We start from the raw sequence: 23,227 nt of genomic DNA, 5'->3' as shown, positions 1-23,227 counted from the left end.
TCGGTCTACAATGCACTAATATAGTTTAAATTTATGCCAAACAAGATAATAGTTAAATCTCTTTCAGTGTTACTAATTTTTTTGCTGTCCTTATATATAATACTGCCAAATTTTATTGATAATAAGTTCTTTACCTCAAAAAAGAGAATAAATTTAGGGCTTGACCTGAAAGGTGGATCATCTCTGCTTCTAAATGTAGACTTAGATTTTTACTTCAAAGAGAAACTAAGCATGCTAACCGATGAAATAAAAGAAGGTCTGTTAACACAAAAGATTGAATTTAGCGCAAAAAACGATAAACAAGTGGTTGTAACTTTAAATAATATTGATGATTACAAAAAAGTTTCAACGTTAATACATAAAATAAACCCAAATTTAGAATTGAGTAGAAAAAATACTGCAATTTTCATTTCATATAAACCGCATTATAAGAATTCATTAATCAATGAAGTAGTTTCAGAGTCAATAGTTAATGTTCAAAGACGCTTAGATAAGCTTGGTACTAAGGAAGTAAGTGTGCAAAAACAAGGACAAAATAAGATATTAGTCCAAGTTCCTGGAGTAGAAGACACTCAGCAGATAAAATCTCTGCTTGGCAAAACAGCCAAGCTGGCCTTCCATTTGGCAAACACCAATGTAGCTAAAATGCAAGATATCGATCATGACACTACGATTATGCTCAAGGATTCTTTGGGTAATTCCTACCCGATATTCCGCAAAACTGAAATAGGCGGTGATTCATTAGTTAACGCATCAGTTAGATTTGGCAATTTAGGTAAACCAACAGTACATTTCAAATTCGACAGCATAGCAAGTAAAAAATTTGCAAAAATTACTAAAGAAAATGTAGGAAAGCCTTTTGCAATTGTTTTAGATAACACAGTCTTAACTGTACCAACAATACGTGAACCTATTCTAAATGGAGAGGGAGAAATTAGCGGTAATTTCACTGAAAAACAAGCGAGTGAACTTGCAATACTTTTAAAATCAGGTGCACTACCTGCACCACTTAAAATAATTGAAGAAAAAAACATTGGTCCAAGCCTTGGAGAAGAGTCAATAAAAGCAGGAGAAATTGCAGCAATAATCTCTATCATAGCCGTTGGTTTATCTATAATCATTACTTACGGCAAATTAGGCTTATTAGCGTCTGTTGCACTCGTTTTTAATGTAATCTCTATACTACTCATTCTTACCTTACTTGAAGCAACTCTTACTCTCCCTGGAATTGCTGGAATTGCGCTAACTGTTGGCATGTCAGTGGATGCAAATGTTTTAATATTTGAACGCATCCGCGAAGAAATAAGAGCAGGAAAAAGAACAGCTCGTGCCATTGAAGAAGGATTTAAAAACGCAATAAAAACAATTCTTGACTCAAACCTCACTACACTGATTGCTGCAGGAATAATGTTCATTATTGGTAGCGGAGCAATTAGAGGGTTTTCTGTCACTTTATCGATAGGAATCCTGTGCTCGATGTTTTCTGCAATTATAGTCACAAAACTTCTGATAGAATTGTGCATCAACCCACAAAAGCTAGTACTTTAGTATCTGTTCAGCAGAGTGACAAAATAAGATAGACGAGAAAAGACAACTAAATGGTTGTCATGAAAGTAGCTATCTAGTCTTTTCGTCGTCAAAAACGTTGTAACATGCTCACCAATTTAGTGAGCATAAAACCAATATATTTGTGGAGGAAAAGGAAAAAAGAAACAGAAACCATCTTCAGGCTATCACAAAGGATATGGCCATAAGATTAAAGATATGGATAGATTTATCAAATTTCTGGATGGAAATCAGGATATTAGAATTGAAAAGATAATTGAAGAATTTGGTAATATGTGTAGAAGCACAGTATATAACTACCTTAGCAAAGTAAACTATACATATAAAAAAAACTTTTCTTTATCGAGAAAGAGATAAAGAGAAACGTAAAGAGTTCATAAAAAAAGTAGAAGAAATAAATAAAGGAAACTTGATATACATAGATGAGTCTGGAATAGAGGACAATGAATTTTATGAATATGGGTGGTCTCAAAGAGGCAAGAGGTTATTTGCCCAGGGTTCAAAAGAAAGAAGGTAAGCATGATTGGAGCACTGAATGAAGGAAAAGTTAAAGCACCATGGATAATTGATGGCTACTGCAACAGCGAGATTTTTGATGCTTATGTAGAAAATGTACTTGTCCCTGTATTTAAACCTGGACAGACTATTGTTCTCGACAATGCGAGTTTTTATAAATCTGCAAAGACGAAAAATTTGATAGAAAATATTGGGTGTAAAATTTTGTTCTTGCCTCCATACTCGCCAGATTTAAATCCGATTGAGAAGTTCTGATCAAGCACGACATAAGAAAGGCTCCACAAACCTTTTGGCCCAATATTAATTCGGCTATTGATTTTGTTTTTCAGTGCTCGGGCAAATCTTACTTCGGTTAGCTATATTACTAAAATCTCGTATTCTACATTTGACTTTAATAGCTCTTTATCTTCCTGAAATCTGAATGTTTTATCAATGCATCTTCTATCCATCCGTTAGCAATACTTTCACTTATTCCATAGCTTTGCGCTATATGGAAATATGTACGGTATTTACGCAAATATTCTAGTGCTATTAGCAAACATGCATTGTTTATTTGGTTTTCCTCCTCTTGCATTTTTCTTGGCCTCTTCCTCTATTAAAATTTCTATTATTTTTCCAATGTTTTTCTTTTTACTCCTCTTAGTCTTCGAAGCTTCTCTTCATCAAGTTTACTTACCTGCTCAAAATTTATACCTTCCCTAATATTGCTTCTACTACTTGTTTCTTAAGTTATCCAAGAAGTCTAATGGCAAGCACTGACCACTTTTGCTTCAGATGCCCTTGAACAGATATTATTACTAGAAATTAAACATCAAACCAACTTCAATATTATGAGTGGATATATCGTCTGCAATAGGTGTTGGAATATTAAAGTAACGATAGCCGAGAAAGGTTTTAACTTCTGGAATTACTGAGTAATCAACACCAAGCTTTATTTGATAAACAAGCCAAGGAACATTCAGTGGCATTAAATTTTTAGATGATTTATCAATCCTTTTTAATCTAAAAACTGTTGATCCTATACCAAGACCAATATACGGAGCAAATTGAGTATTTTGAACATTAGGGTTATAGTAAAAATTTAATAAGAATGCAGATACACTTGCTGATTTATCAAATACCGGAGGAGAGTTACTATCTTCAATATTGACTTTAGAATACATGGTCTCAAAATCAACTCGGCCATTTTCTCCAGCATAGTAACCTACAGATATGCTGCTAAGCCACTGAAAATCAATTTTACCGTTAAATTTTTTTATGTTTTTAATTTCATCTCCTAAGAATAGGTCTAAAAGAAAACCACCATAACGGCCCTCAGCTAAAGCAAGAATTCTTTTTCCTATTGCACGTATACCCTCCACAAATACTTCTGAGCTATCATAATATATCTTACCACCATTAGCACTAACATAGAAATCAAGTTTTTTTGATTTTTCCTTTGTAGGTTCAGCTTGATCTGCAATACTTGGCCATATATTTTTCTGATTAGCTACTTGGAAAACAGAAGGTGAACTACTTTCAAGTTCTTGACATTTTATTGGCACTTCTTTTTCATTAACTTCTTCAGAATGTATCACACTTTCATTATTGTCCGTTTCTAATTTTAAGGGCTGCACTTGCTCAATGTGTGTATTGTTATTGATATAAGTAATAAAAAAATAGACACACGGAATGAAGATGAAAAATAAAGCAATAGATATTCTAATTATCATAAATGAATTATCACTTATAGTATAACTACTATATCATATATTCCTTTAATGTACAAAAATTAAGAAATAATATTTCCAATTAAACAATTATTTTCTATTCCTTTAACATGAGCTTTCACAATACTTTTAGCTTGAACTCTTGATGTAAGTTTTATTAATGCAAAATTTTCTGTTCTACCAATATTATTCTGCTCAACCAAAACGCTTTGCTCAGTGCCGAGCAAAGATTGATAAAAACTGCTCATCATTTCTTTATTTATTTCTCTTAGATGCTTTACTCGTTCTTTACGTACATTCTCTGGTATTTGTGGCATCCGTGCAGCAGGTGTGTTTTTCCGCTCTGAATATGGAAAAGCATGTAGATAAACTACATTTATTTTTTTCAGTAAATCAACTGTATCCTGAAACATTTCATCAGTTTCTGTTGGAAATCCAGCAATAATATCAGCGCCAAATGCTATATTAGGTCTTAAGCTCTTCATTTTATGATAAAATTCTATCACTTGTTCTCTATTGTGACGACGTTTCATTCTCTTTAGTATTAAATTATTACCAGACTGTAGACTCAAGTGTAAGTGAGGCATAAGTCTTGACTCATTAGCTATTAAATCCATTAGTTCATCATCAACTTCAGCAACATCAATAGAGGAAAGTCTTAGTCTCTTTAACTGTGGTATATCCTTTAAAACTCTTCTAATCATTGAACTGAGTGATTGCTTACCAAACAAATCTGTACCAAAGTCAGTAATATCAACACCTGTAAACACCACTTCTTGATACCCATTTTCTATAAAAATCTTAATTTGCTCTATAATATTGTTTACTGGCACAGATCGATTATTTCCTCTTGCCTCAGTAATTGAGCAAAATGTACAACTATGATTACAACCATTTTGAATTTCAATAAATGCCCTTGATTTATCTTCAAATCCATTAATGAGAATAGGTTCTACTTGGTTATCACTGACTAAGATTTCATCATTATTTAGTAGATAATTTTCAGCTCTTAGCTTGTCTTGATTACCTAGCACTTTACTTACACCAGGAATATCACTATATGATTTAGGATCTAATTGAACGGCACAGCCAACTACGATAATTTCTTTACTTGGGTCGTTTTTATAGATCTTACGTATTTTTTGCTTCACTTGGCGTTCTGCTTCGTTTGTCACTGCACAGCTATGCACTACAACAACATTTTCTCTCTTTGCTTTTTTTAATGCTTCTTTGATTAACTCACTCTCGTAGAAATTTAGACGACAACCAAATGTTATTACTTCATTCATGCTTTTGCTTTAATAGATCTAAATTATATCAAATATCCAAGCAAAATGACTATTTTTTGGTAGATATTATAATTTAAACATAACCTCTAGAGTTGAAAATCACAGGAAGAATTTGTAGATATACAGTAAGATCATTTAACATTTTGGTATTAGATTTCTTGCATAACTGGAATTCAAAGAGTTCCAGCTCGTGACGCTGGAATCAAGATTTTCTTATTGGATACCAAGCTGGCTGGTTATGCAAGAGATCTATTATATTCCATAAAAAAAGCTTAAGGCCAATGATGTTAACCTCAAGCGAATATAAACCAAAAAACATTTTGCTAAACCTTGAAGCTCTACCATGCAAATTCATCTATATCATTTGGTACATAAGTGTCAGAATAAGCTTCATCCAAACTTTCTGCTTTCCATGGAAGCCATGAAGAAGGTTTTATCTTCTCTAAAACTTTACCTGGTATTGATGTTATCTCTTGCTTCACGTCTTCTTTTAATTTTTCTATTTGTAACCGAGCAAAATCTTCCACGCGAACCATGAGTTTATCTGTTAGCTCTTTTATCATGTCTTGATTTTGTTCTGTAACTTTCTTTGTAATAGGTACGACAATTTTACTTATAATCTCCGTTCCTAATGGAACAACGATTTGCTTTGCAACCTGATCACTAACAGGTTTAATAAGGTAATCTGCTATACTCTTTGCTGTATCTCCAGTCAGATTTGTTATTTTTTTTTAAACTATCACCAATAATACCATAGTTTTTTTGGTACATCATATCTTCATCAGCAACTTCATATCTTCCTAAATCATCATACATTCCCATTTCTTGGTGAGACAATCCATTTGCATCAGATACATATCCGTATTTATTAAGTGAATTGGAATTAGACCGCATAACATTCTCCTAATTATTTATATATTCCTATTTCAGTATGAAACAACTAACAAAACATTAACTTTGAAGAACTCTTCTCAATTAATACATCAATAAAGGTAAGACCATATAATTTTCTCCTTTCTTGATACTATTCTCCTCCGAACTTAGTTCACACAGTTATTCAGACACTTCTGAATTTACCACCCCCAATTCCACTGCTTTTTTATATTTTGACTAGGTCTTCTCCTACAATTAGATAATCAGTACTCTTATCTGAAATGTACCATATAACTACACCAAGCTACAAATATGACACAAGAGTTTAGATTATTTTAGTTATTCTCTTGTATAAGATACTCTTTATATCAAAAAGAGGACCATATGAGTGAAGCAACTTTTTCTGAAAAAATCAGCTTTCTAGAGAAGACATAGCAGAGTTAACAGAACTTATGTGTCTTGAACGAAGTGAAGTAAGTGAAAGTGGAACAGGGCTATTAGAACTTATAGCTGAACAGGAGCAAATACTTGAGGATTTAGGAATAGAATCAAAAGAGCTTTTATGTTCTCAGCATACAGGAATGTATGAGAACCTTAGTCAGCCCTATTCTACGGATCTCGAGGTTTTATAGCAGATATATAGATTATCATTATTATTGATACCTACTCAAGAGTTGCTATGGCAAACAGAGAAAACTGCAATTACTGCCGCTAATCTTTTTAATATATCTTTCTTTGATGGTGCTATTATCGCGCATTTTGACTGATATGGGCTATGATAAACCAGAAAATCACAGCTATATTTAGGAATTGAGACAAGGCCTCATTTAGGTAAATATTGCTATGCAGACTTTTCTTGATAGCAAGCATATTGCTTTTTAGAAAAATATTAGTAGCATCAAACATAGAGATTGATATTAGTTTTTCTGTCAGATTAAGTTGCGTCTAGTACAACTGACTATGCAAATAAGCTAACAGAACTTGAGATATTTTAATTGTTAGTTTTAGGGTGTATTTTCGTGTTCATTGCTATGAATGGGCAGAGCTACCTCTTCGAGGTAGCTCATCGGATCACCTAAATCATGCTCTATTTCTACTTCAAACTTGAACCCGTAACCGTTCACGGAATATTCCCAATTAGGCAGGAATAGCGACTAAATTCTGTAGTTTCTGGACAGGATTCTGATCATTCAAACGTGCAGTCAAAAATATCGAAAGCATTCTTTCAATGAACTTTTCTCCACGTTCTGACCAAGTGAAAAAACTATTTTTACGATAAATGACGTACCGTCTAGCCTGACGTTCTGCAAGGTTATTGGTTGTCTCGATCAGATCAGGATTGCGCACGAATCTCCACATCATATCTTCAGAACGTAGTATATTGGCAGCCATTCTCGAGGCCTGAGTTCCTTTTGCAACCCTTGTTATCTCTCGCAAAAAATGTTTCACCCTTTTTCGAATCTTCCTCATTAACCGGAAAAATCTTAAATTGTCTATCAGGTTTTGTTTACGTGCTCTATCTACCACAAATACCCTGTTGCTCAGCGATTTTAATGCTGCGCCAATTCTGCTCACTTCAACATTTTTACTGTAAAAAAACCTTTCAAAGTCCCTTGCTAAATGGGCCCAGCATATCTGTCTGTTTTCACGATTAAAGTAATTATACGCAGCATACCTATCGCTTATAACTATTCCATCATACTCTGGCAATAGCCCTTTTAATATCTTCTTTCCGCGAGATCCAACTAACTTCATAAGTGTTGCTGTTTTATTCGTTACTACCCAACTCCAACCTTTCTTTCCCTGGTTCCTATGGCTTGTTTCATCTATATGTAAATACTTGCTTTTCCGTAGCTCTTCTCTTATTTTTTCGTATTCAGATATACATTTTTCTGATACTCTACCCTCGGTCTTTGATACCAAACCTAGGCTTATATTCAGATTAAATATGCTGCTCAAAATTTGCTGTACTTCCCTTTTTGAATTGATAAAAAATCCACTAAAACTGCTAATTACTGCTTTTGCATTAGCTCCTAAAAGATCCCTTGTCACACCTTCAGGCAGACTAGCTGAGATCCTTTTCTTACACGCCTTACAGTAGCCTTTTTGTAGCCTATATTCAGTCACTATCGGTTTAATTTTTGGCAATTCAACCTTTTGATGCACAGTTTCTTCTTCTAAAATAACTTGGCTTCCACACATGCAAATTGTATCAATTGAACATTTTACCACCTCATCTGCTACCATCAATTCCCGCTTGTGCGCTTCATGTCCTGGCTGCCCGCCTGGTTTTTTATCGCTCTTCTTTTTTGTCTTTTTGCGATATACATCTTGCGATGGTGGCAGCGATGAATTTTTTGAATTTAAACCCAGCTTATCCTCTAGCTCAATTATTTTTGTCCTTAACTTATCATTCTCTGCTTTCAGAGTACCAACTTCTGACTCCAATACCACAATCTTTTCTTGTAGCACCTCTATCATCAACCCCTCATCTATCTAGTTTATTGTTTTTTATACTAATTATGCAATTTTTGTAAACTACTTTCTTATACCGTGAATGGACAAAGTTGATAAGCCTAAACGCCATCATGTCTTTAGGAGAGTCTGCTAATGAAGGCTCTTAAGTTGACGCCATTGCGTGAACGGTTACAAAAATATCGACAACATTCTTTCCACGAATCTTTCTCCACGTTCTGACCAGGTGAAAAAGCTGTTTTTACGATAAATTACGTACCGTCTAATTTGCCGTTCTGCAAGGTTATTAGTTGTTTCTATCACTTCAGGTTTTCTTAAAAACTTCCACATCATATCCTCAGATCGTAACATCTTAGCGGCCATTCTTGAAGCTTGAGTGCTATTTGCAACCCTCGTCATTTTACGTAAAAAATGTTTTACCCTTTTCCGAATTTTTCGCACCAGTCGATAAAATCTCAAATTATCTATCAAATTTTGTTTTTTTGCCTTATCTACTACAAACACCTTATTGCTGAGCGATTTTAGTGCTTGGCCAATTTTGCTCACTTCAACATTTTTACTATGGGCAAATCTCTCAAAATCTCTTGCCAGATGTGCCCAACATATCTGTCTATTTTCACGATTGAAGTAATTGTATACAGCGTATCTATCGCTCACAACTATACCATCATATTCTGGCAGTAAACTCTTCAACACCTTCTTACCACGAGACTCGCTTACCTTCAGAAGTGTCAACGCTTTGTTTGTTATTACCCAACTCCAGCCTCTCTTTCCTTGATTTCTGTGCCCTGTTTCGTCTATATGCAAATACTCGCTTCCTTGCAACTCTTCCTTCATTTTCTCATATTCAGATGCACACTTCTTCGATACCCTGCGTTCAGTATTTGAGACTAAACCAAGGCTTATATTTAGATTAAAAATACTGCCCAAAATTTGCTGTACCTCTCTTTTTGAGTTAATAAAAAAGCCGCTAAGGCTGCTTATAACTGTTTTAGCATTGGGTCCTAGAAAATCTCTTGCAACACCTTCGGGTAAATTTGCTGTAATTCTTTTATTACATACTCTACAATGTCCTCTTTGCAACCTGTACTCAGTTACAATTGGCTTAATTTCTGGCAACTCTGCCTTCTGATGAATAATTTCATCTTCTAAAGTAATCTTACCTCCACACATACAAATTGTATCAATTGTGCATCTCACTACCTCGTCTGCAGCCATTAATTCACGCTTATGCACCTTATGTCCTGGCTGACCTCCTGGTTTTTTATCACTTTTCTTTTTTGCTTTCTTACGATATATATCTCGTGATGGTGGCAGCGATGAATTTTGCGAATTTAAGCCCAATTTGTCTTCTAATTCAACTATTTTTGCTTTCAAGCTATCATTTTCTCTGATCAGTGCTTTTATTTCTTCCTTGAGATTAGCGTTTTCTGCTACAACCTTTTCTTGCAGCACTGTTGTCATTTACCCATTCCATATTTAGCTTCCTATCTCTTTACACTTTTATACTTACTTTGTAAACCACCTTATCTCCGTGAACGGTTACGGGATGGCTTTGTTGCATAGGTCAAATAAAAAGAACTGGCAGTTACTGACAAAATTCACTATAAGACAAGCATTTAACCTACTAAAGAAAAATATGCCACAAAAAATGAGAGTCAGTAACTGCCATGAATATAACAAATTTCTCCAAGAGAGGGGAAATATTTTTTATTACGTCAATGATGCCATAGAAAATTGGTACGAAAAAGGTCCAAAAATGGCTGGTGGCAACTATATTTATAGCGATAAGGTCGTGATTCTGGTTCACATAATAACTTATTTATTTAGAATAGGTCTGAGACAAACAGCGGGATTTATAGCAGGGTACCTTGAGCAAGTAAGGAAAAACTTGCAAGTTATTAGCTATTCCCAGGCCTCAAGAAGGCTTAAAAAACTTAACATCAAAATTAATGATCGAAGACATGATAAAAATAATACAGAAGATATTGAGATTGCCATAGATAGTACTGATCTACAATAATATTCCAGGTCATAGCAAGGCAAATGGTACAGATAGAAAGTATCGCCGCTATGAGCAAACAAGAAAACTGCATGTAATGCTAGAGATAGGTAGCAAAAAAGTTATAGCAGCAAAATACAGTGGCGGAGTTTATTCTGACCACTATGGAGCATGTGATCTTATTGCAAGGATTGATGTTAAATATAATATAAGCACACTATATGCAGACAGGGCATATAATCGAAAGAAGTTATACAAACTGTGCGATGAGCTTGACATAAAGACAAGGATTCCTCCGCAAAATAATTCAGTAGAGCATCCAAAGTTGGATTATATGGATGAGAGAAATTCTACAATCAAGCTCATAAAGTCATATGATGAAGATGGTATGAAGAGGTGGAAAAAAGAGATAAATTATGGGAAGAGATCTTATATAGAAAGTTTTTTCTCGCGACTGAAGCAAACATTTGGGTTTAGTTTTAGAAACAAATCTGAGGTTAATCGTGAGAGAGAACTGCTACTCAAGTGTTATTTGCTTAACAAATTTACTGATATAGGCATGGCTAAATTTGAGATAGCTTCATGAATTTATTCCACGTTACCTATTATCCGAAGAGTGATGCAACAAAGCCTGCTGGAATCCAGATCAAGTACGGCTATCATCCAAATAACCCTTCGTTGTCATCCCAGTAATGGGATCCAGGAACTAGCGTCACGCGCTGGAATGACATTAAATAGTTTTCCTTAAAATTTGAGTTATGCAAGCAGCCTCTTTGGTGTGATTCGAGTAGCTGAAACTGGAATGAAATTATTGCTACTCCCACTCAATAGTTGCTGGTGGCTTGGAAGTTAAATCATACACAACTCGATTTACTCCGGAAACTTTGTTAACAATTATACTACTGACGTCTTGCAAAAACCTCCAAAATACTAACGAATGTTGATCTTTATTTTCAAATGGAAATGCATCAGCTGTCATGCCATCAGATGAAGTCACAGCCCTTAAAGCGCAAACATATCCGTATGTACGATTATCTCCCATAACTCCCACAGTTTTTACTGGTAACAGTACAGCAAAAGCCTGCCATATTTTATCATACAGATCATAATTTTTCATTGTGTTGATATATATTTCATCTACTTCTTGCAATATTCGTACCTTTTCTTCATCAACCTCACCTATGATCCTCACTGCAAGTCCAGGCCCAGGAAATGGATGTTGAAATATTATCTCATCTGAAAGCCCAATTTCTTTGCCAAGCAGCCTTACTTCATCTTTAAAGAGATAGCGTAAAGGTTCTACTAGTTTCAGATTCATTTTTTCTGGCAACCCACCAACATTGTGATGAGATTTAATTGTACTAGTGTTTCCTGAAGCGTGCCCTGATTCAACTACATCAGAGTAAATGGTGCCTTGCATTAAAAAATCCACATCACCTATTTTTTTTGCCTCTTCTTCAAATACTTCGATAAAAGTATTGCCGATAATTTTTCGCTTTTCTTCCGGATCAGTTATTCCCCTTAACCTACTTAAAAACAAGTTTGATTTATCAACGTAATTTATTGGAATTTCTTTTAACATAGCAGTGGTCTGGCTCTTACTCAATAACCCAGTATCGATAAAAATACAGTTTAATTGTTTTCCTATAGCTTTGTGTGTAAGAACTGCTGCAACACTTGAATCAACCCCCCCACTTACTGCAGCAATTACTTTTTTCTCCCCTACTAAGTTTTGAATTTTTTCCTTCTGTTTTTCAACGAATGACTTCATTGTCCAATCTCTCTCACAATTTGCAATATCTAAGAAATTAGAGAGAAGTTTACTACCATTTGTCGTAGGCTTAACTTCAGGATGGAACTGAGTACAGTAAATCTTCCGCTGTTCGTTGGCAATTATTGCGATTGTTTGATTTATTATACCTGAGGCAATAGCAGTAAATCCTTGCGGTATAGTTTCGACACTGTCTGCATGGTTCATTAGCACATCGACTTCGGAATTAACGTTCCAAGTATCCTTTATAATTGGGGATTCTTTTAGTATCTTGATTTTAGTTTTGCCAAATTCCTGATTGAATTCTTTTCTTACCTTTGCCCCGAAATAATGACAAATGAGTTGCTGTCCATAACATATTCCAAGTATAGGAGTGTTTATTGTTTCGTTAAGTTTTATAATTTTATGTGCTACTTCACTTACTTCAGAGCAATTGTCATTTACAGATTGCGGTCCTCCAGAAAAAATAAATCCATTGAATTTTGATACTGTTTCGAAATCGATATTGCTTGGAAATATTTCACAGTAAACGCCCATTTCCCTGATTTGTCTTGCAATAAGCTGTGTAAACTGTGAACCAAAATCAATAACGGCAATTGCTGACAATGTGCTCCTCCATATTATTTAAAGCAATATTTGATAATAAAGAAAACAATAAAGTAAGTAAACTAAGACCTGTTTAAAAACTTTAATATATGACTAAAGTAACTTAAATTTACCGCAACAGATTTGTGATTAAGCTGTCTTAATTATCATTCTGATACTCTCTTCTTATCATAATAGCAACCCCAACATCTTTCCTTAAGTTGATGCCATTGCCTGAACGGATACGTTTAATATATATATAAATTCCTATCTTTTATATCTAATAAACCAAGTGTTGGTACGATTGTTGCTTTCAGGAAGATGACGGTTTCTACTGTCTTAGCCAGTTTTTTTGACTTTTGATGCAATAAGTTTTGGTTATTTTTTCTATGCTCTATAAGCCCACCAATTACCATAACTTCGCCGCTCTTAATTTTTAACGTAGAGTGCATTTCTCTGGTTTCAATAATTGGAATGTCACTATTTAATTTCATTTTATTCTGCTGTGCGACATATTCTATATTTGGGTCTTTAGTGTAATCGTTAATTCTTGATAAGGTTGGATGTATATCCATGAATATTTCATTAGTATCAATGTTAATGCTTGGGTGGATTATTAACACCACACCTATTGGAGTGCTATTCATCTTGGTAATTAAGGCATGATTGGAGTTTCCGGTATCTTTCTGTATATCGGAAGTAAAATAGATATGGTTTTTAGTAAATGAAATCATTGCTTGCTGATTATTTATAGCATGTACTCTAGGGCTTGAAATTACGGTTGAAGTGCCAAATTTATTTAAAATTTTTACTAAATCTCCTAAATCACTCACACTAGAGTTAATTGCTAGGTCAATAATAGAGTTACCTTGATTTGTTATAGATTTGGTTTCATTATGCAAATCATTTAAGTTGATACCAGAAAGGTATTTATCGTCTAATAAAACTTCAACTATTTTGGCCTCGATCATTACTTGAGAAGACGCCAATTTCTTAACTTTATTAATATATTCTTCAACAGCTTTGTGAATATCTTTTCTAGCATTTAGAATAATGACACCAGCTTCTCTGTTGGATGAAAGAAACTCACCATCATCTACTCCGTTAACATCCATTATTGCATTTAAGCCTTTTTCTAATGAATTCCATAAATCACTACTATATTGAGATTTCATATAGTTTCTATCACCATCACTGTCGGTAATATTGTTACCAATGATAAAACTCCTTTGCGCAGAGTGTTGAATATTGATGAAGTCTACGTAATAATTTTGTGCATATGGCAAATCTTGTTCAATTCTAATTACACCATTATTCATTGAGTAACGCAATTTGGCGCTGTTGGCTATATTCTGAATTACTTCGTTTATGTTCTTATCTTTTAGCTTTAAAATAATATTACCTGATATTTTGGGATCTATGTCTAAGTTAACGTCAGAAAGTTTTCCTATCTCAATCAGTAAATCCTTTACTGGTACTTTTTCATCAACATTAATCGAAAGAAACTGATTACTGGTTGTAAGATCGGGAAACTCTACCGGTAAAGGTATCATTTCTGGTATTGCTGGTTCGTTATTCTTCAAAGGAGTATTATATTGTTGCAACGAATAATCGTGCTTATAATTGTCTATATTAACAGAATGTTGCTTGTTAGGTAGATGTGTACAAGAAATAATGAAAAGGAGTATTAAACATTTTAAAATAGCCATGAGGGCAGCATACAAATCTATACTAATAGTTTTCTATAAAAATGTTAAAAATGTATTTAATTGTATCCGTTCAGGGGAGTGGTTTAAGAAATGATAGATAGGAGATTATGAAAAGGGTTTAGCCGCATGGAAGTGGGATGAAAAGAAGCACTGGTTTCACATGCGTCTGAACAGACACCATTTTACAGCATTTTAAATTTGTCCTGTGCAATGTTTGTACAGTTGCGATAAAAATTACTTGACAAATTTTGACAGCTTTGTTATTTTGATAGTGAAGATATTCTAGAGCTCGAAATCTATCTTCGTCTGCAGACTTTTCAACTTCATTAATTTATAATCTCTAGTTAAAGTATATTGTACTTATGTATAGATAACTTCTATCATAGCTATATACATTTTTCTGAGTTTTTTTGTATTACTTAGGAGGATCATCATGTTTAAAATCATGGATTACGCATATCATTGACATAAATGCCTTAAAAGGACAGATGGTACCTACGTCCTCTTTATATAGATTATGTATTTGTTCAGATACGACTAAATTGTGTCTAGTGTAGAAAAAATTAGACAAATTCAGCCTTATATAGAACCAAATTCAACGGAAGTAGAATTATCCTCATTTCCATAATAGTAAGGATTTGCTTCTTGCGTATTATTAACAGCAGTTTTTAATAGTACTTCCTTATCACTATTCCATGCAACTTTCTCCATAATTGGAATATAATCCTTACACTTTTGATTATCTCCACAATCCTTGATTTTACTATCATCATTTAGATAACGCTTCAATGCATCATAGTATACTTTAGTGTTATTACCCTCTTTATCTATCATTTGTCCTAAGGTATTAACAAGTATCAATGGTGCAACTTGTTTTGCTTTTACAACACTTGTTTCACTGGACTCTCTAAAGAGATTAGGACATGCTCCTCTGGAAAAAAAGCTCTTGTTGAATTCTGGATTACCATAGTAAACGTTCGGGTAACAGAAACTCTTAATCTCTTCTTCTTGACACGCTAACTCTATTTGATCATCCACACATTTTTCACATTCTATATTACCAAGCCAGGATATTGAATTAAGATCCTCTGTAAAGGCAAATTTAAAATTTACTGCACCATAATTACCATTTGCTCCCTCTTCTATATATTTTGCAATCTTAGGATTACTGTACATCTCAGGATATAATTCCTTTAGTAAATCAGATGAACTAAAACCTTGACAACCTATCTTATTATCAACTTTATAAAAATGAGAATACGGCCCACAATTTTCATACTTGGAACAATCTGAGGTTACTTTTCGAGATGTAATTTCTCCATTTTCATTCTCTCCTTCATCAGTAACAGGTTCGCCCGTATCAATTTCACCTTCTCTATCGGTAACAGATTTATCTATACCACTTCCTTTTTTACATTCTTCAGCTATTTTTTATACCACTCAGTCTCTGCTGATGATTGCTCTACATTTTAATTTCCGTAGCTGTTCACAACATTACACTCTGGAACTATATAGCTAATATCGCATGCTGATTTCTCTCTTTATCTTCTGCAAATTAATTAAATGAAGGGCATTAAGTATCCACACTACTAAAAAAAGTGTGGTACAAAATATAAACATTGCAATGAGTGGCAGCAGTAAAGAACCTTCTATTGCTACTCCACCTTTTCTAAAAATACTTGCTGGCTGATGAAGAGTAGACCATAAATTCACAGAAAATTTTACTATGGGAATATTTATAGCACTAAAAATGGCAAATACTGCTGATGATTTCTCTGCTCTTGCTTGATTATCAAAAGCGCTCCACAATGAAAGATAACCAACATACAGAAAAAACAAAATCAGCATTGAAGTAAGCCTTGCATCCCATACCCACCAAGTACCCCATGTTCCTTTTCCCCAGACGCTACCTGTGATTAAGCATATTGCCGAAAAGACTGTCCCTGCAGGAGCAGCAGCATGTGCCAAAACACTAGCAACGCTATTGTTCCACACCAATGAAATGAAACTGAGTGATGCAATGAGTCCGTATATTCCAAGAGCAAGCCATGCAGAAGGCACATGAAGATACATAATTCGTACAATTTCTCCTTGTTTATAATCTCCTGGGGAGAAGAATAATGCCAAGAACATTCCAATTAAAAAACATGCGAAACAAATAACCCCAAGCCAAGGTAGAGCTTTTTTAGTAAAAGAAGTGAAATTTGTAGGCTTTAATAAAAACATTCGTTTTGAGAATAATTGTGTTAAGAATTTATCAATTAGTTTGAGTTTTATCAACAAGATAGTTTTTCTATATTTACGTAGTATAATAAATTAGCACAATTTCAGTAGCAGATTGCTTGCTATTATTTTTAGTATAACGTTGATGATCCTTAAAAAGCTTAACCTACACTTAGTGTCAGATTCAAGTGGTGAAACTGTTATATCAGTTGCAAAATCAGCTCTGAAACACTTTCGTTCTGTAGAAACGATCGAATATGTTTGGTCTTTCGTAAAAGGAGAAGAGCAGATTGACAAAATTTTAGAGGAAATTAATAGAAAAAGTGATGAGCATAATTTTGTTATATGCACTATTACTAATGATGAGCTAAGAAAATATCTAAAAAATAATTGTATAAAGCTAAAAATTCCCTACAGAGCGATATTATCACACATTATTAGGGAAATCTCATCCTATCTTGAAATTGAAAAAGACGAAAAACTTGACTTACATGCTGAGATAAATAACGAATATTTTCAGCGCATTGAGGCAATAAACTATACCATTAATCATGATGATGGACAAAATATTCAAGATATTGATAAAGCCGATATAATTTTGGTTGGAGTTTCACGCACATCAAAATCTCCCACCAGTATGTATTTAGCTTACCGAGGCTATAAAGTTGCAAATGTTCCTTTTGTTAGCGAGATACCCTTTTACGTCGACTTAGCAAAATTAAAAAATAAACTGACTATAGGAGTAACAATAGACGTAAGAAGGCTAATAGAAATACGCAAAAATAGACTGACTTCAATTAATAATGAAGGTAATAATATATATGCTGACCCTAGAAAAGTAGAAAAGGAAATTAAAGAAGCAGAGGAGTTCTTTAAGCAAAATAACTGGCCAATTATTGATGTCACGCAAAGGTCAATCGAAGAAGTATCAGCAACAATTATACAGTATTTTAATAAAATGTGAAAAATTTATCAATTGACTAACTCTCTGTCAGTGATCATAATGTAAGGTAATTCTATTCTTACTGTAGATATGAAAGTTAAAGGGTCACTAAAATCTCATCGTAACAGAGATAAAAATTGTAAAGTTGTGAAAAGGGGTGGTAAGGTTTATATTATAAATAAGGTAAAGCCAAGATGTAAAGCGCGTCAAGGTTCTTAGCTTTTTGTTTTCCTTTTTATGTCATATGTTTTTCATATGGAAGCATGGTTAGAAAGAAACAAAAATTGTTGTATTTAACCATAGCACTGCCCATTTCTTCTCTTACATTATATTTTGGTATTAACATGATTACAGGCAGACGTGGCTTGTTAACATTAATTAACTTAAAAAAAAGAAATTAATTACGTGCGTCAACAAGTCCATGAATTTTAGTTCCACCCTAAGCCCTCTTGAGCTTGAGAATTTTTTCTATATATAGGCTGAGCATGAATGACATCTGATCATCAATTATGCAAATCTGGATCTTGTTGTGCATACTTAAGTCATTTTGCCAAAATTCCCTTTTTGCATCACCTTTTAAACCTCTTGTGTATACTTCTGTAATTGTGGTAAATTTTTGATCATTGGCAGCCACTTCTCCACACTGCTTCCATACATATTCTCAACTTCTTCTCGCTTTTACTGTGTATTCCTTTTGTGCTCTTTAAAACGGTACCTTCTATATATATATTTATTGTCATTAGGCTAAGTTACCGCTTTTTTTCCATTTTTATACTTCCTGCCCTTGATTAATTTGACCTGCTAACATTTTGTTTACAGGGCCTGCTATTAACTCTGCACAATTTATTCTTATGGTAAAAACTTCTTCTTCACTCTTATTTTTCCTTAACTTGACGCGTATGGTTTTTTAAATACTCCCGTCTGTCAAGGAATTTCTACTCATGAAGGTTATTGCTTGGAAGATTACTGAAATTTTGAAAAATGTAGTCTACTTCTATATTCAAATATATCAAGCAGTAATTCAAAATTAGCTATTGTACCTTTTGCACTATTATATGCAAGGTTGAGCAATTCTCTGTCCTCATATAAATCAGCAAATTTAAACTCCATGCACCCTGATTGTTTTGTGCCTAGAATATCTCCGCTACCCCTCAGCATCATATCCTTTTCAGCAATATAAAATCCATCTTGTGACTCACACATAATCTTTAACTTTGAATACGAACTTTTACTGAGATTGTCATATAACAGTACACAAAAAGACGGTTTATTTCCTCGTCCTACTCTACCTCTCAACTGATGTAATTGCGATAACCCAAACTGTTCTGCATTCTCTATAATCATAATAGTTGCATCTGGTACATCTATGCCAACTTCTATCACAGTGGTTGCAACAAGCAGAGAAAATTCATTTCTCTTGAAGGAAAACATGACTTGATCTTTCTGATCTTGAGTTAGTTTTCCGTGTATTATTCCAACTCTATCAAAAAATGTCTTTTGTAACTCCTGAAAGCGTATTTCTGCTGCGGCAACATTGAGTTCTTCATTTTCTTCTATATATGGACAAATCCAATATGCTTTTTCGCCTCTATTTATAGCATCTTTCAGTTTTTGAATAATATCTGATACTTTTTTAACGTTCATAATAACGGTTTTTATTGGCAATCTAGATTTTGGTTTTTCCCTTAAAATAGAACATTCAACATCACCATACATAGCTTGCTGCAAGGTTCTTGGAATGGGAGTTGCAGTAACAAAAAGTATATCGGTATTTTCTCCTTTTCCTACCAACCGATTCCTCTGTATCACTCCAAATCGCTGTTGTTCGTCTATGACTGCGAGTCCTAAATTTTTAAATGTAACGTTGGCTTGAAATAATGCATGAGTACCAATTACTATATTTAAAATACCACTTGCAAGTTCGTTCATAATAATCTTTCTTTCCTTGCGCGCAGTTTTACCGGTAAGCAAAGCAACTTTTATATCAGTACAAGATAGAGCTTCTTCGATCCAATTATAATGTTGCTCAGCCAAGATAGTAGTTGGTGCCATTAGAGCTGCTTGCATGTTATTTTCTGCCACATTCAGCATCGCAAAGAGTGCAACTACAGTTTTGCCACTCCCAACGTCACCTTGCAGCAGACTTACCATGCGGTATCTGGATTTTTGTCTTTCTGAGATTTCATCTATCGCTCGAATTTGATCATTTGTTAATTGGAACGGTAATTCATTTAAGACCTGCTCTTTGTATTTATTCAATATTACAAATTCCCTTCCTCCTTTTTTCACATGATTTTCCCTCGCAAGTTTTAGCGCCAGCTGATACGCAAATAGTTCATCATAAGCAAGTCTTTCTCTGCAAACTTCTGCTTCTACGAGTGAGCTCGGTCTGTGCAATCTTATGATGCTTTCTTTCCAATTCAGCCATTTCTTTTGCTTGATTAATGTTTCATCTATCCACTCTGGCAAATCAGGCAAATCTTTTAGATTAGAACTTATTATGTTTCTAATGCTCTTGTTAGTAATACCGCGACATAATTGGTAAACTGGCTCTATGCAGGCTATTTCTTTAAATAGATTGATATCAGACAACATGTAATCTGGGTGAGTAATTTGCCAATGTTCGGCAAACTTTTCAAGTTTACCACTGATTACTATATCTGTTCCAACTGGAAATAATTTATACAAATATTTAACTGAGTAATTAAAAAAAACTATAAATAAATACTGACTTTCACTTTCAACGATTATTTTATATGGCCTACCTCTAACAGTGGGGCGCTGGTGCTCATACACTTTTGCCATAAAAGTTATAAATTCTCCCACTTGAGCATCAGGTAGTGATTTACTTCTATCCACATAACTGAGCGGCCTATAAAACAGCAAGTCCATTACTCTGTCTCCACCGCAAAGTTTAGGCAATATTGCGGAATGAAACCTTGGTATATTCTCAATTTTACTATTTAGAAAAGTCAGCACACTTGACTGCTCATCAACATTCATACTGTGTAAAACCGTTTATTCATAATAGAGCCTTACTAAAATCCTGTCACCCTATTATGACTGTCTATGTTAAGTATATTATTGACATATTAACTATTTTTATGTATTATTATACTATCAGCAATTCATATCAAAGTATTAACAATGAACAACTCTATACAGGAAAAAAAGGGAAATCCAGTCGTTACACTAAAAGCTCAGGCAGAAAAGTTTGATTTTAGCAGGTTAAGAGCTGACAAAAACAACAAGTTAGCAACTACTGGAAAACAGATGTATGACGATTTTCGAAGAATGAGGTTTGTTATTAACAGCAAAAGTCTAGACGAAATTTTAATTGGTGCATTGATAGATGGAGTAGATCAACATAATTTTGATGAAGTTTGGGATAGACATTATAAAAAGCAAGAGATACCTGGCAATAAAAAAACCGACCAATATAAAGAGGAGTTTGAAAGGTTTTACAATCTAGGTAAAGGGTACACTCATCTATTACCAAAAAAAGGAGATAAAAACAATAATTATCGCCTAATTGCAAAAGAAGTTTTCAGGGAAATGTTCAAATATGCTGCAGCAAAAGTTCCAAGTGATCCTATTTTGGAAGAGTTAATCACCAGTTGTAACCAACTTGGTTATGATGGTAATTTATCTTTTCATGTTGATACACCTGCGTTGGCAAGCCACAACCTCGTAACTGGGGTTCTCAAGAAAACAATAAATATTAATTGCACTGAATCAAGTTATACAAAAATTGAATCTAAAACGTCTATATCTGTATTAGACTCTAACAAGACAAAGGAATATGAAAACTCAAAAGATGCAGCTATAGCTACTATACAAAGTTCAATCAAATTCACACTTCAGTATCAAGATGGGAAAGATGATGTAGTATATCAAGATGGCAAATTGTCACTTACTGTACCTCGAAAATTGAGAGATTATAAAACTGATGGCATAAGTTTATTTGATATTATTAAAGAATATTTCTATAAATTCTGCGAGAAGTTAGGGTTCAAGGTAACCGTTCACGCAATGGCGTCAACTTAAGAGCCTTCATTAGCAGACTCTCCTAAAGACATGATGGCGTTTAGGCTTATCAACTTTGTCCATTCACGGTATAAGAAAGTAGTTTACAAAAATTGCATAATTAGTATAAAAAACAATAAACTAGATAGATGAGGGGTTGATGATAGAGGTGCTACAAGAAAAGATTGTGGTATTGGAGTCAGAAGTTGGTACTCTGAAAGCAGAGAATGATAAGTTAAGGACAAAAATAATTGAGCTAGAGGATAAGCTGGGTTTAAATTCAAAAAATTCATCGCTGCCACCATCGCAAGATGTATATCGCAAAAAGACAAAAAAGAAGAGCGATAAAAAACCAGGCGGGCAGCCAGGACATGAAGCGCACAAGCGGGAATTGATGGTAGCAGATGAGGTGGTAAAATGTTCAATTGATACAATTTGCATGTGTGGAAGCCAAGTTATTTTAGAAGAAGAAACTGTGCATCAAAAGGTTGAATTGCCAAAAATTAAACCGATAGTGACTGAATATAGGCTACAAAAAGGCTACTGTAAGGCGTGTAAGAAAAGGATCTCAGCTAGTCTGCCTGAAGGTGTGACAAGGGATCTTTTAGGAGCTAATGCAAAAGCAGTAATTAGCAGTTTTAGTGGATTTTTTATCAATTCAAAAAGGGAAGTACAGCAAATTTTGAGCAGCATATTTAATCTGAATATAAGCCTAGGTTTGGTATCAAAGACCGAGGGTAGAGTATCAGAAAAATGTATATCTGAATACGAAAAAATAAGAGAAGAGCTACGGAAAAGCAAGTATTTACATATAGATGAAACAAGCCATAGGAACCAGGGAAAGAAAGGTTGGAGTTGGGTAGTAACGAATAAAACAGCAACACTTATGAAGTTAGTTGGATCTCGCGGAAAGAAGATATTAAAAGGGCTATTGCCAGAGTATGATGGAATAGTTATAAGCGATAGGTATGCTGCGTATAATTACTTTAATCGTGAAAACAGACAGATATGCTGGGCCCATTTAGCAAGGGACTTTGAAAGGTTTTTTTACAGTAAAAATGTTGAAGTGAGCAGAATTGGCGCAGCATTAAAATCGCTGAGCAACAGGGTATTTGTGGTAGATAGAGCACGTAAACAAAACCTGATAGACAATTTAAGATTTTTCCGGTTAATGAGGAAGATTCGAAAAAGGGTGAAACATTTTTTGCGAGAGATAACAAGGGTTGCAAAAGGAACTCAGGCCTCGAGAATGGCTGCCAATATACTACGTTCTGAAGATATGATGTGGAGATTCGTGCGCAATCCTGATCTGATCGAGACAACCAATAACCTTGCAGAACGTCAGGCTAGACGGTACGTCATTTATCGTAAAAATAGTTTTTTCACTTGGTCAGAACGTGGAGAAAAGTTCATTGAAAGAATGCTTTCGATATTTTTGACTGCACGTTTGAATGATCAGAATCCTGTCCAGAAACTACAGAATTTAGTCACTATTCCTGCCTAATTGGGAATATTCCGTGAACGGTTACGTCACTGCTTA

General features: G+C 34.3%; 19 protein-coding genes and 2 pseudogenes. 8 read left to right on the top strand and 13 right to left on the bottom strand.

Annotation, left to right across the window (positions count from 1 at the left end; genetic code table 11):
* Window positions 1-33: 33 nt before the first annotated feature.
* The gene (gene secD, locus OPR58_RS03290) at window positions 34-1,548 is read left to right on the top strand and encodes a protein translocase subunit SecD (protein ID WP_010405309.1); all 1,515 of its coding nucleotides are present in this window, start codon (window positions 34-36) and stop codon (window positions 1,546-1,548) included.
* Between the two features lie 537 nt (window positions 1,549-2,085).
* On the top strand, window positions 2,086-2,337 hold the full coding sequence (locus OPR58_RS03280; protein WP_265022995.1) for a transposase: 252 nt from the start codon (window positions 2,086-2,088) through the stop codon (window positions 2,335-2,337).
* Window positions 2,338-2,494: 157 nt separating this feature from the next.
* Here the strand turns inward: OPR58_RS03280 and OPR58_RS03275 are convergent.
* From OPR58_RS03275 to OPR58_RS03255, 5 genes and pseudogenes are all read right to left on the bottom strand, one after another.
* Window positions 2,495-2,773: pseudogene (locus OPR58_RS03275) on the bottom strand (helix-turn-helix domain-containing protein); the annotation flags it as partial.
* Window positions 2,774-2,879: 106 nt separating this feature from the next.
* Window positions 2,880-3,794, bottom strand: coding sequence for an outer membrane protein (locus tag OPR58_RS03270; RefSeq protein ID WP_265022994.1), 915 nt, complete (start codon window positions 3,792-3,794; stop codon window positions 2,880-2,882).
* Window positions 3,795-3,853: 59 nt separating this feature from the next.
* Entirely contained in the window at window positions 3,854-5,080 is a 1,227-nt protein-coding gene (mtaB, locus tag OPR58_RS03265; RefSeq protein WP_010402133.1) for a tRNA (N(6)-L-threonylcarbamoyladenosine(37)-C(2))-methylthiotransferase MtaB, read from the bottom strand.
* Window positions 5,081-5,418: 338 nt separating this feature from the next.
* Window positions 5,419-5,643 carry a hypothetical protein gene (locus OPR58_RS03260; protein ID WP_264336713.1) on the bottom strand — a complete coding sequence of 75 codons (225 nt, stop codon included), beginning with the start codon at window positions 5,641-5,643 and terminating at the stop codon, window positions 5,419-5,421.
* A 109-nt stretch (window positions 5,644-5,752) separates the two neighbouring features.
* A complete protein-coding gene (locus OPR58_RS03255; protein WP_265022993.1) occupies window positions 5,753-5,974 on the bottom strand; it encodes a hypothetical protein in 222 nt (73 codons plus the stop codon).
* Window positions 5,975-6,405: 431 nt separating this feature from the next.
* On the opposite strand from OPR58_RS03255, the gene OPR58_RS03250 reads away from it, so the two are divergent.
* Window positions 6,406-6,585 carry a hypothetical protein gene (locus tag OPR58_RS03250; protein WP_265022992.1) on the top strand — a complete coding sequence of 60 codons (180 nt, stop codon included), beginning with the start codon at window positions 6,406-6,408 and terminating at the stop codon, window positions 6,583-6,585.
* A 505-nt stretch (window positions 6,586-7,090) separates the two neighbouring features.
* Here OPR58_RS03250 and tnpC (OPR58_RS03245) read toward each other — a convergent pair.
* Window positions 7,091-8,434, bottom strand: coding sequence for an IS66 family transposase (tnpC, locus tag OPR58_RS03245; protein ID WP_265022247.1), 1,344 nt, complete (start codon window positions 8,432-8,434; stop codon window positions 7,091-7,093).
* 165 nt (window positions 8,435-8,599) lie between these two features.
* Complete coding sequence (gene tnpC, locus OPR58_RS03240; RefSeq protein WP_265022883.1) at window positions 8,600-9,892, bottom strand: IS66 family transposase; 1,293 nt, start codon at window positions 9,890-9,892, stop codon at window positions 8,600-8,602.
* A 175-nt stretch (window positions 9,893-10,067) separates the two neighbouring features.
* Here tnpC (OPR58_RS03240) and OPR58_RS11405 point away from each other — a divergent pair.
* Window positions 10,068-11,016 (top strand): annotated as a pseudogene (locus OPR58_RS11405) (IS5 family transposase).
* Window positions 11,017-11,244: 228 nt separating this feature from the next.
* Here OPR58_RS11405 and guaA read toward each other — a convergent pair.
* The 4 genes from guaA to ccmC all read right to left on the bottom strand — a co-directional run bounded on the left by guaA (window position 11,245) and on the right by ccmC (window position 16,721).
* Window positions 11,245-12,807, bottom strand: coding sequence for a glutamine-hydrolyzing GMP synthase (gene guaA, locus OPR58_RS03225; protein WP_265022991.1), 1,563 nt, complete (start codon window positions 12,805-12,807; stop codon window positions 11,245-11,247).
* A 227-nt stretch (window positions 12,808-13,034) separates the two neighbouring features.
* Window positions 13,035-14,510, bottom strand: coding sequence for a type II secretion system protein GspD (locus tag OPR58_RS03220; RefSeq protein WP_265022990.1), 1,476 nt, complete (start codon window positions 14,508-14,510; stop codon window positions 13,035-13,037).
* A gap of 564 nt (window positions 14,511-15,074) precedes the next feature.
* The gene (locus tag OPR58_RS03215; RefSeq protein WP_010402165.1) at window positions 15,075-15,671 is read right to left on the bottom strand and encodes a hypothetical protein; all 597 of its coding nucleotides are present in this window, start codon (window positions 15,669-15,671) and stop codon (window positions 15,075-15,077) included.
* A gap of 339 nt (window positions 15,672-16,010) precedes the next feature.
* Window positions 16,011-16,721 carry a heme ABC transporter permease CcmC gene (ccmC, locus tag OPR58_RS03210; RefSeq protein ID WP_007301928.1) on the bottom strand — a complete coding sequence of 237 codons (711 nt, stop codon included), beginning with the start codon at window positions 16,719-16,721 and terminating at the stop codon, window positions 16,011-16,013.
* A 142-nt stretch (window positions 16,722-16,863) separates the two neighbouring features.
* On the opposite strand from ccmC, the gene OPR58_RS03205 reads away from it, so the two are divergent.
* Together OPR58_RS03205 and ykgO are read left to right on the top strand one after the other, a co-directional pair.
* On the top strand, window positions 16,864-17,682 hold the full coding sequence (locus tag OPR58_RS03205) for a pyruvate, water dikinase regulatory protein (RefSeq protein WP_010402159.1): 819 nt from the start codon (window positions 16,864-16,866) through the stop codon (window positions 17,680-17,682).
* 69 nt (window positions 17,683-17,751) lie between these two features.
* Window positions 17,752-17,880, top strand: coding sequence for a type B 50S ribosomal protein L36 (ykgO, locus tag OPR58_RS03200; protein ID WP_006015378.1), 129 nt, complete (start codon window positions 17,752-17,754; stop codon window positions 17,878-17,880).
* A gap of 220 nt (window positions 17,881-18,100) precedes the next feature.
* Here the strand turns inward: ykgO and OPR58_RS03195 are convergent, their stop codons facing one another.
* Complete coding sequence (locus OPR58_RS03195; RefSeq protein WP_010402151.1) at window positions 18,101-18,295, bottom strand: hypothetical protein; 195 nt, start codon at window positions 18,293-18,295, stop codon at window positions 18,101-18,103.
* 329 nt (window positions 18,296-18,624) lie between these two features.
* Window positions 18,625-20,664, bottom strand: coding sequence for an ATP-dependent DNA helicase RecG (gene recG, locus OPR58_RS03190; RefSeq protein WP_265022989.1), 2,040 nt, complete (start codon window positions 20,662-20,664; stop codon window positions 18,625-18,627).
* Window positions 20,665-20,808: 144 nt separating this feature from the next.
* Between recG and OPR58_RS03185 the strand changes: the two genes are divergently transcribed.
* Window positions 20,809-21,708 (top strand): hypothetical protein, encoded by a 900-nt coding sequence (locus OPR58_RS03185; protein ID WP_265022988.1) that lies wholly within the window; start codon window positions 20,809-20,811, stop codon window positions 21,706-21,708.
* A gap of 139 nt (window positions 21,709-21,847) precedes the next feature.
* A complete protein-coding gene (tnpC, locus tag OPR58_RS03180; RefSeq protein ID WP_265022987.1) occupies window positions 21,848-23,191 on the top strand; it encodes an IS66 family transposase in 1,344 nt (447 codons plus the stop codon).
* The last annotated feature ends 36 nt before the right edge of the window (window positions 23,192-23,227 follow it).

This window comes from Wolbachia endosymbiont (group B) of Ischnura elegans (assembly GCF_947251585.1).
Lineage (GTDB): Bacteria > Pseudomonadota > Alphaproteobacteria > Rickettsiales > Anaplasmataceae > Wolbachia.
This window is presented reverse-complemented; position numbering and strand designations above follow the sequence as displayed.